The following is a 7662-nucleotide window of genomic DNA, read 5'->3' as shown; positions in this document are numbered from 1 at the left end:
CCCTGCGCCTGCAACACCTCGCCCGACACCCAGCGTCGCTGCCACGCCGCGTAGTCCGCGTACTGGAGCGACAGCGCAGGCAACGGGTCGGCTTCCCCACGGCTGTACGCGCCATACAACGCGCTCAGCTCGTGCATCAGCACCCCCATCGACCAGCCGTCCGACACGATGTGGTGCTGCGTCAGCAGCAACGTGTATTCCTCGTCCGCGGTCCGGATCAACCGACCCCGGCACAACGGGCCCTGCCGCAGATCGAACGGCGCCCGCGCTTCCTCGTCCACCAGGCCACGATGCGCCGCTTCCGCATCCTCCATCCCGCGCAGATCGTGCTCGCGCAACGCGAAGCCCTGCGCCGGTCGGATCTTCTGTACCGGCTCGCCGTCGATCTCGTCGAACGTCGTGCGCAGCGACTCATGGCGTTCCACCAGCCGGTCCAGCGCGCACCGCAATGCGGATTGATCCAGGGCCCCCCTCAAGCGCAGGCCCGCCGGCATGTGATACGCCGCGCTCACGCCATCGAGCTGCGACAGGAACCACAGCCGTTGCTGTGCGAACGACAAGGCGCTGCGCTCGGTATCGCTCGCCCGCTCGATAGCGACGCCCGGCGTCCTCGTCGCACGCTCCCGCTTGATCCGCTGCAACAACAGCTCTCGTTTCTCGCGCGACAGCGCGCCTACCATCGTTTTATTCATGCGTTCCTCAGCGAAGCAGGCCGCGCGGCTTCGCGCGAAAGCGTCCGTATGCCGTCACTCCGGACGATCCAGATCCGAGATCATGCGTTGCAGTTGGGCTTCGTCGACGCCGTCGAACAGCGCATCCTCGATGCGCTGCGCGAAGTCGACCAGTTTCGGCGCCGCGAACAGGTCCACGAGCGGAACGTCGACATCGAACGCATGGCGCACGTGCGACACCACCTGCACCGCCACCAGCGAATGCCCGCCGAGCTCGAAGAAGTCGTCGCGTCGGCCGACCTGCTCCACCCGCAGCAGCTCAGACCAGATAGAGGCCAGCGCCGTCTCTACTTCGCCTTCCGGTGGCTCATACGTCCGCAGCGCGTACGCGGAGCTATCCGGCGCGGGCAGCGCATTGCGGTCGACCTTGCCTGTTGGCGTCAGCGGCCACTCTGTCATGTGTACGTACGCCGCCGGCACCATGTAGTCGGGAAGTTCCTGCTGTAGCATCGCCCGCAACGATTCCACATCCTGGGCCTCGTTCGCCCGGTAGTATGTCGCCAGGTATTTCTCGCCGGGAACGTCTTCGCGCGCGACAACCATCACCTCGCCGATCCCGGGGCAGGCCGCCAGGCGCGATTCGATCTCACCCAGCTCCACGCGGAAGCCGCGAAGCTTCACCTGGAAGTCGTTGCGACCGACGAAATCGATCGTTCCATCCGGCAGCCAGCAACCCAGGTCTCCTGTCTTGTACATTGCGGCTTGCGGATCCACTACGAACGAATCACGCACAAAGCGTTCGGCGGTGAGCTGCGGTCGCCCCAGATAACCACGGGCGACGCCGATACCGCCGATGTACAGCTCGCCAGGCACGCCAACCGGCGTGGGCCGCCCATGGCGGTCCAGGATGTAGATGCGGACATTCTGGATCGGACGACCGATCGGCAATATCCCGTCGGCCGCCGCGACGCAATCGAACGCCGTCGTGCAGATCGTGTTCTCGGTCGGACCATAGCCGTTGAACAGTCGGAACGGCTGACCAGCCGCCTGCGCCGCGACCGCGTGCGGCAGCACGTCGCCCGACGAGATCATGACCTCCAATCGGTCGGTGCCTCGGCATTCGAGCAGGGTCGCCAACACCGGCGGGGTGAGCGATGCGTGGGTGATGCCCGCACGCGCGATCAGGTCGGCCAGTTCCTTGCCGACCACCGTGCCCGACGCGCCCTTCGGAAGATGCAGGGCCGCGCCGCTGCCCCAGGCCAACAGGATGTCGAACACGCACGAGTCGAAGCTGAACGACGCGTACTGCAGGACTCGGCTGTCCGCCGTGACGCCGAAGCAACTGAGCTGCGCGGTGGCGAGATTGCACAACCCGCGATGCTCGACCATTACGCCCTTGGGCTTCCCGGTTGAGCCGGAGGTATAGATCACGTAGGCCAGATCATGGGGGGACAATGTGCCTCGGGCCGGATTCTCGGCCGGTGCGTCCTGCCAGGGAGCGTTATCCGCATCGAGTGCCAGCACCGGCACGTTAGCCGGCCACTGCAACGATACTGGCAATGCGCGCTGCGTCAGCACCGCAACCGGCGCGCTGTCTTCCAGCATATAGGCGAGTCGATCGGCCGGATAGTTCGGATCCAACGGCACGTACGCACCGCCCGCCTTCAGCACCGCGAGCAATGCCATCAGCATCGCCGGGCTTCGCTCGACGCAGATGCCGACGCGTTCGTCCGGCTTCACCCCTAGCGAGCGCAGGTAATGTGCCAAGCGATTAGCCTGCGCGTTCAATTCACCGTACGTCAGCGTCGCATCGTCCTGCACGACGGCGATCGCATCCGGCATGTGTGCCGCCTTCTCCTCGAACAGCTCGTGCATCATGCTGTCCACCGGATACGGCGCCGCCGTGTCGTTCCACGCCTCCACCAGCCGCCGCTCGGCATCGGGCAAGGCGTCGATTGCACGCAGCGGTTGGGTCGGTTCGACCTCCAGCGCATCGACCAAACGCAACAGCGCCGTTTCCGCGAAGCGGATCATGCGCTCCGGCTCTACCGCACCCTGCGTTTGTGCCGTCAGGCTGAGCCGCGTGCCGAAATCGTTGACCGACAGAGCGATCGGATAGGTCGTACGCTCGTCGCTCGTGATCCATTCCATGCCGCGCCGGAACTCGCTCTCTTCTGCGTTTTCCTTCGCGGTGCCGTCGAAGTGCCTATAGTTGAACAGCACGTGGAACAGCGGGCTCGGCGCGACCACCGCGCTGCAGCGCTGCGCGAGCGCAAGCGAAGCATGCTCGTGGTGCAACAACTCGGCAAGCAGCGCATGCGTGCGGCGCACGCCTGCCTCGACGGTTACATCGTCGATCCGCAACCGGATTGGCAGCGTATTGATGAACAGCCCCATCGCCCGATCCGACCCTTCGCCGGATTGCATGCGGCCGAACAGCACGGTGCCGAACACGACGTCGTCGCGCCCGGACACGCGCGCCAGCACCAGACCCCAAGCCAAGTGGCACAGGCTCGCGACGCTCACACCGAGCCGGCGCGACTGCGTGCGTAGGCGCGCCGACAGCGCGGCGTCGAGATCGTCGATGGCGTGCCGCACGGCATTCCCTTGCGCGCGCACATGGCTGAGCCCGAACGGTGCGGTGGGCTCGTCGACGTCGGCGAGCATCGCTCGGAAGAAGGTCTCGTGTTGCTCGCGACTGACGCCCTGACGCGCCTGTGCGACAAAGTTTCGGAAGCGGACCGGCTCCGGGAACGCCGCAGCGCCTCCCAGGATGTGGCGGTACACCTCGTCCTGCAGCGTTTCGAATGCGGTGTGGTCGATGACGAAGTGATGCGTGAGCAGCAGCAATACCCACTTGTCGCACGAGGCGTCGTAGGCCACGAGCGCACGCATCAAGGGGGCCTGACTGACGTCGATGCGGTACGTTCGCGGATCGAAACGAGCTTGCAGCTGCTCGATCGCGCCCCCCGCCGACGGATCCAGTTCGATCTCTTCGATCGACAGCGGGCAATCGCGCCACACCACCTGCACCGGCTCGGATACGCCTTCCCATACGATGCCCGTGCGCAGGATGTCGTGGCGGTCGATCACTGCCTGCAGCGCCGACAGATAGGCGTCCAGGCGGCTGCGCTGATCGAAGCGGAACATGCTCGAGAGCAAGTACGGATCGCCCTCCGTCGCCATCAGGTGATGGAACAGGATGCCCTCCTGCAGCGGCGCCAGCGGATAAATGTCCTGCACATTGGACGCGCCGCCCGGCACATGCGCCACAATCCGGCCGATCTCTGCCGCGGTCAGACGCACCAGCGGCAGCATCTCCGGCGTAATGACCTCACAACCGGACGGGATCAGGTTCGGCGGCACGACCACCTCGCGATCGACGCCGTCCACGAGTCGCGCCAGATCCGACAACGTCGGCGCGCTGAAGATCGACTTCACGTCGGCAGACAGTCCGCGACGGCGCATGCGTTCCATCAGCGTGACGGCCAACAACGAATGCCCGCCGAGCTCGAAGAAATTGTCGTATCGGCCGACCTGTTCCACCCGCAATAGCTCACACCAGATCGACGCCAGTGTCGTCTCGACCTCGCCTTGCGGCGGCTCGTAGACACGCTGCGTATACGCCTGCCCATCCGGCGCCGGCAGCGCGTTGCGATCCAGCTTGCCGCTCGGCGTCAGCGGCCATTGCGCCAGGTGCACGTACGCCGCCGGCACCATGTAGTCCGGCAGTTCCTGCTGCAGCGCCGTGCGCAGCGACTGCGCGCTCAACGCCTCTTCGGCCAGGTAGTACGCGATCAGCCGCTTGTCGCCCGGCACGTCCTCGCGTGCCAGCACCACCGCCTCGCGTACCCCCGGCTGCGCCACCAGCCGCGACTCGATCTCGCCCAGCTCGATCCGGAAGCCCCGCACCTTGACCTGGAAATCGTTACGACCCAGGAACTCGATCGTACCGTCCGGCAACCAGCGGCCCAGGTCGCCCGAGCGATACATCCGCGCCTCGGGGACCGCACTGAACGGATCGCGCACGAAGCGCTCCGCCGTCAGCTCCGGCCGGTTCAGATAACCACGCGCAACCCCCACGCCGCCGATGTACAGCTCGCCCGCCACGCCGATCGGCACCGGCTGGCCGTACTGATCGAGAATGTATACCGACGTATGCTGCAGGGGCTTGCCGATCGGCAGCACATCGAGCTCGCCCGCATCCTCCACGTCGTGCCATGTCGCATATGTGGTCGACTCGGTGGGGCCATAGCAATGCAGCAGCCGCTGGGGCTTGCCGTGCGTCAGCACCTGTTCGAACGCGGCGCGCTTGGCCGCCTCGCCCCCGGTCAACAGGATCTTCAGGGCGCCGAAGCATGCGGGATCATGCTCGACGCACTGGTTGAAGTACGCCGTTGTCAAGAACGTGATCGAAACGTTTTCGCGTCGCATCAGCGCCAGGTACGAGGCCGGCGAAGAGAACGTATCGTGATCGACGACGACGATGCAGGCTCCGGACAATAACGACGCCCAGACGTCCATCGTCGACGCATCGAATGCCGGGTTCGACACGAACGCTACGCGGTCGGTATCCGAGAACCCGATATGCCTGCATGCGATCGAGAGGCGCTTGACGGCGCGATGGGTAGTCACGACGCCCTTAGGTGTTCCGGTCGAACCGGACGTGTACATGACGTACACATCCTGCATGTCATCGATATGCGCGCCGGGCTCCCAGGTCGCACGAGTCTCGCCGATGGGAGCGATCGTCTTGACGTCGACGCATAGCAGCGCCAGCGCATGCCCGATCTCCACCGATATATCCGACAGCACGAGCGCCGCATCGCTGTCCTGCAGCACGAACTCGACTCTGCGCTGCGGCGACGCCGGATCGATCGGTATGTAAGCGGCGCCGCATTTGACGACCGCGAGCTGGCTTGCGATCAGGTCGACCGATCGATGCAGCAGTGTAGCCACTCGGTCCGATGGGCCGATTCCGAGCGATGCCAGATGCCTGGCGATCGCTTCTGCACGCGCAACGAGTTGCTCGAACGTGACCGACGTCTCTCCGTCGATAATGGCGACGGCCGAGGGACGGCGCCCTGCTTCCCGCAGGAAGAGATCGTAGAGACTGCCGGCCGGAAGATCCTGGCTATCGGCCGTCGACCACTGCAACACCGTCTGTCTATCGGCAGGCGACAAGATCGACACCGCCGCGTTGCCGGCGGACGCATCGCACTCGAGCAGTTCCAGGATATGCTCGACCGTAGTCGACGTAATCCCGAGCATCATCGCCGCCGACACGGAAACGTCGCATTGCAAGGTCAGGCTGATCTCGCTACCCCAATCGTCGACGGAAAGCGTAAACGGATAGCTGGTACTCTCGCTGCCGCGCAGCAGCGTGCAGCCCAAGGGCCGCTCACTGTCTGCGTCGGCATCGGTATCCGCGCCGTGGCGGAAATTGAATAGCGCGTAGAACAGTGGCGACGGCGCCTCGATTGCGCTACAGCGATGTGCCGCCGAAAGCGACGCGTGCTCATATTCGAACAGCGTCGCGAGATTCGCGTGCACGCGCTTGATCGCTGCCGCGAGCGGCGCATCGTCTAGAGTGACGCGGATAGGCAACGTATTGATCAGCGGACCGAACGCCTGTGATACCGCGCTGCCGACCCGAGACCGACCCGACAGCACCGTGCCGAATACGATGTCGTCTGTGACGGACACGCGGGACAGCGCTACCGCCCATGCATAGTGGAAGAACGCGGCGACACTGACACCGAGGCGCTGCGTCTGCCGACGCAGCCTCGTGACGAGCGCTTCCCCGAGCGCGCAGCGCTCCTGCACGATCTCGTACACCGCGCCAGACGGACGCGCCAGTCGGAACGGCGCAGTCGGCTCCGTCACGTCACCGAGCATATCGCGGAAAAAGCGTTCGGCATCGTCCTTGTCCACCGCTGCCCGTGAGCGCGCGACATGTGCGCGGAACGGAACCGGCGCCTGGAGCTGCCGATGCGCACCGGCCCGGTGCGCGGCGATCTCCCGATCGAGCACTGCAAGGCTCTCATGATCGCCGATGATGTGCTGGAGCAGCAAGCACATCACGAGCGTGCCGTCCGCCTGGTCGTTCGCGTAGAACGCGCGCATTAGCGGCGCGTTCTGCAGACGGATGCGAGTCGTTCGGAAACGCGCGTGCATAGCCTGCGCCACATCGATCCCGTCTTCGATCCATACCTGCTCGAAAGCCATCTCGGCGCTCTTGCAGACGACCTGCAATGGCTCATCGAGCCCCTGCCAGACGAACGAGGTGCGAAGAATGTCGTGACGACCGATCGCGAAGCGGACGGCATCGACGTACGCCTCGAATTCGGCACGGTTCGCAAAGCGGTAGGTCCGCAGCATCACATACGGATCTTCCTCCTCCGCCATCAGGTGGTGGAAAAGTATGCCTTCCTGCAGTGGAGACAGCGGATAGACGTCCTCTACGTTATCCCAGCCGCCCGGCACGGCCGCACCAATCATCGCCCTGCAGTCGTCGGACAGATCGTTCAGCCCAGAGCCCAGCGCTGTGCCGTCGGCCTGCGCTATCAACTGCGCCAGCATATCGGCCTTCCGGTGTTTAAGCTCTTCCATCAGCGCATTGTCGATCTTAGCGAGCGCACCACGCAGGACCAGTTCACCCCGGTCTACGGAAACCGAAATACCAAGCCGATCCAGCTCGATCAACAACACTTCTGCCGTCGTCATAGTCTCATTTCCCCAATTATTTCAAGCCCGGCACATAAATCCATTAACACTGGAGACTTGTATAGCAGGCGGATATCGCCATAGAACCCGCATTCCTGCAGTCGGCTCACCATTGAGATCGCGAGCAACGAATGCCCGCCGAGCTCGAAGAAATTGTCGTATCGGCCGACCTGCTCCAACCGCAACAACTCACACCAGATCGACGCCAGCGTCGTCTCGACCTCGCCTTGCGGCGGCTCGTAGGCACGCTGCGTATACGCCTGCC

3 protein-coding genes are annotated in these 7662 nt (G+C 64.5%); all 3 read right to left on the bottom strand.

What is annotated here, in order from left to right; translation table 11 throughout:
- Positions 1–692 (bottom strand): condensation domain-containing protein (locus LC490_RS24120; RefSeq protein ID WP_223621883.1); only part of this gene is annotated, 692 nt, incomplete at its 3' end.
- Between the two features lie 54 nt (positions 693–746).
- Positions 747–7397, bottom strand: coding sequence for a non-ribosomal peptide synthetase (locus LC490_RS24115; RefSeq protein WP_223621882.1), 6651 nt, complete (start codon positions 7395–7397; stop codon positions 747–749).
- The coding region (locus LC490_RS24110) for a phosphopantetheine-binding protein (protein ID WP_223621881.1) at positions 7394–7662 on the bottom strand (269 nt) is incomplete at its 5' end. The genes LC490_RS24110 and LC490_RS24115, both read right to left, overlap by 4 nt.

Source organism: Lysobacter sp. ESA13C (assembly GCF_019970005.1).
Lineage (GTDB): Bacteria > Pseudomonadota > Gammaproteobacteria > Xanthomonadales > Xanthomonadaceae > Lysobacter > Lysobacter antibioticus_B.
This window is presented reverse-complemented; position numbering and strand designations above follow the sequence as displayed.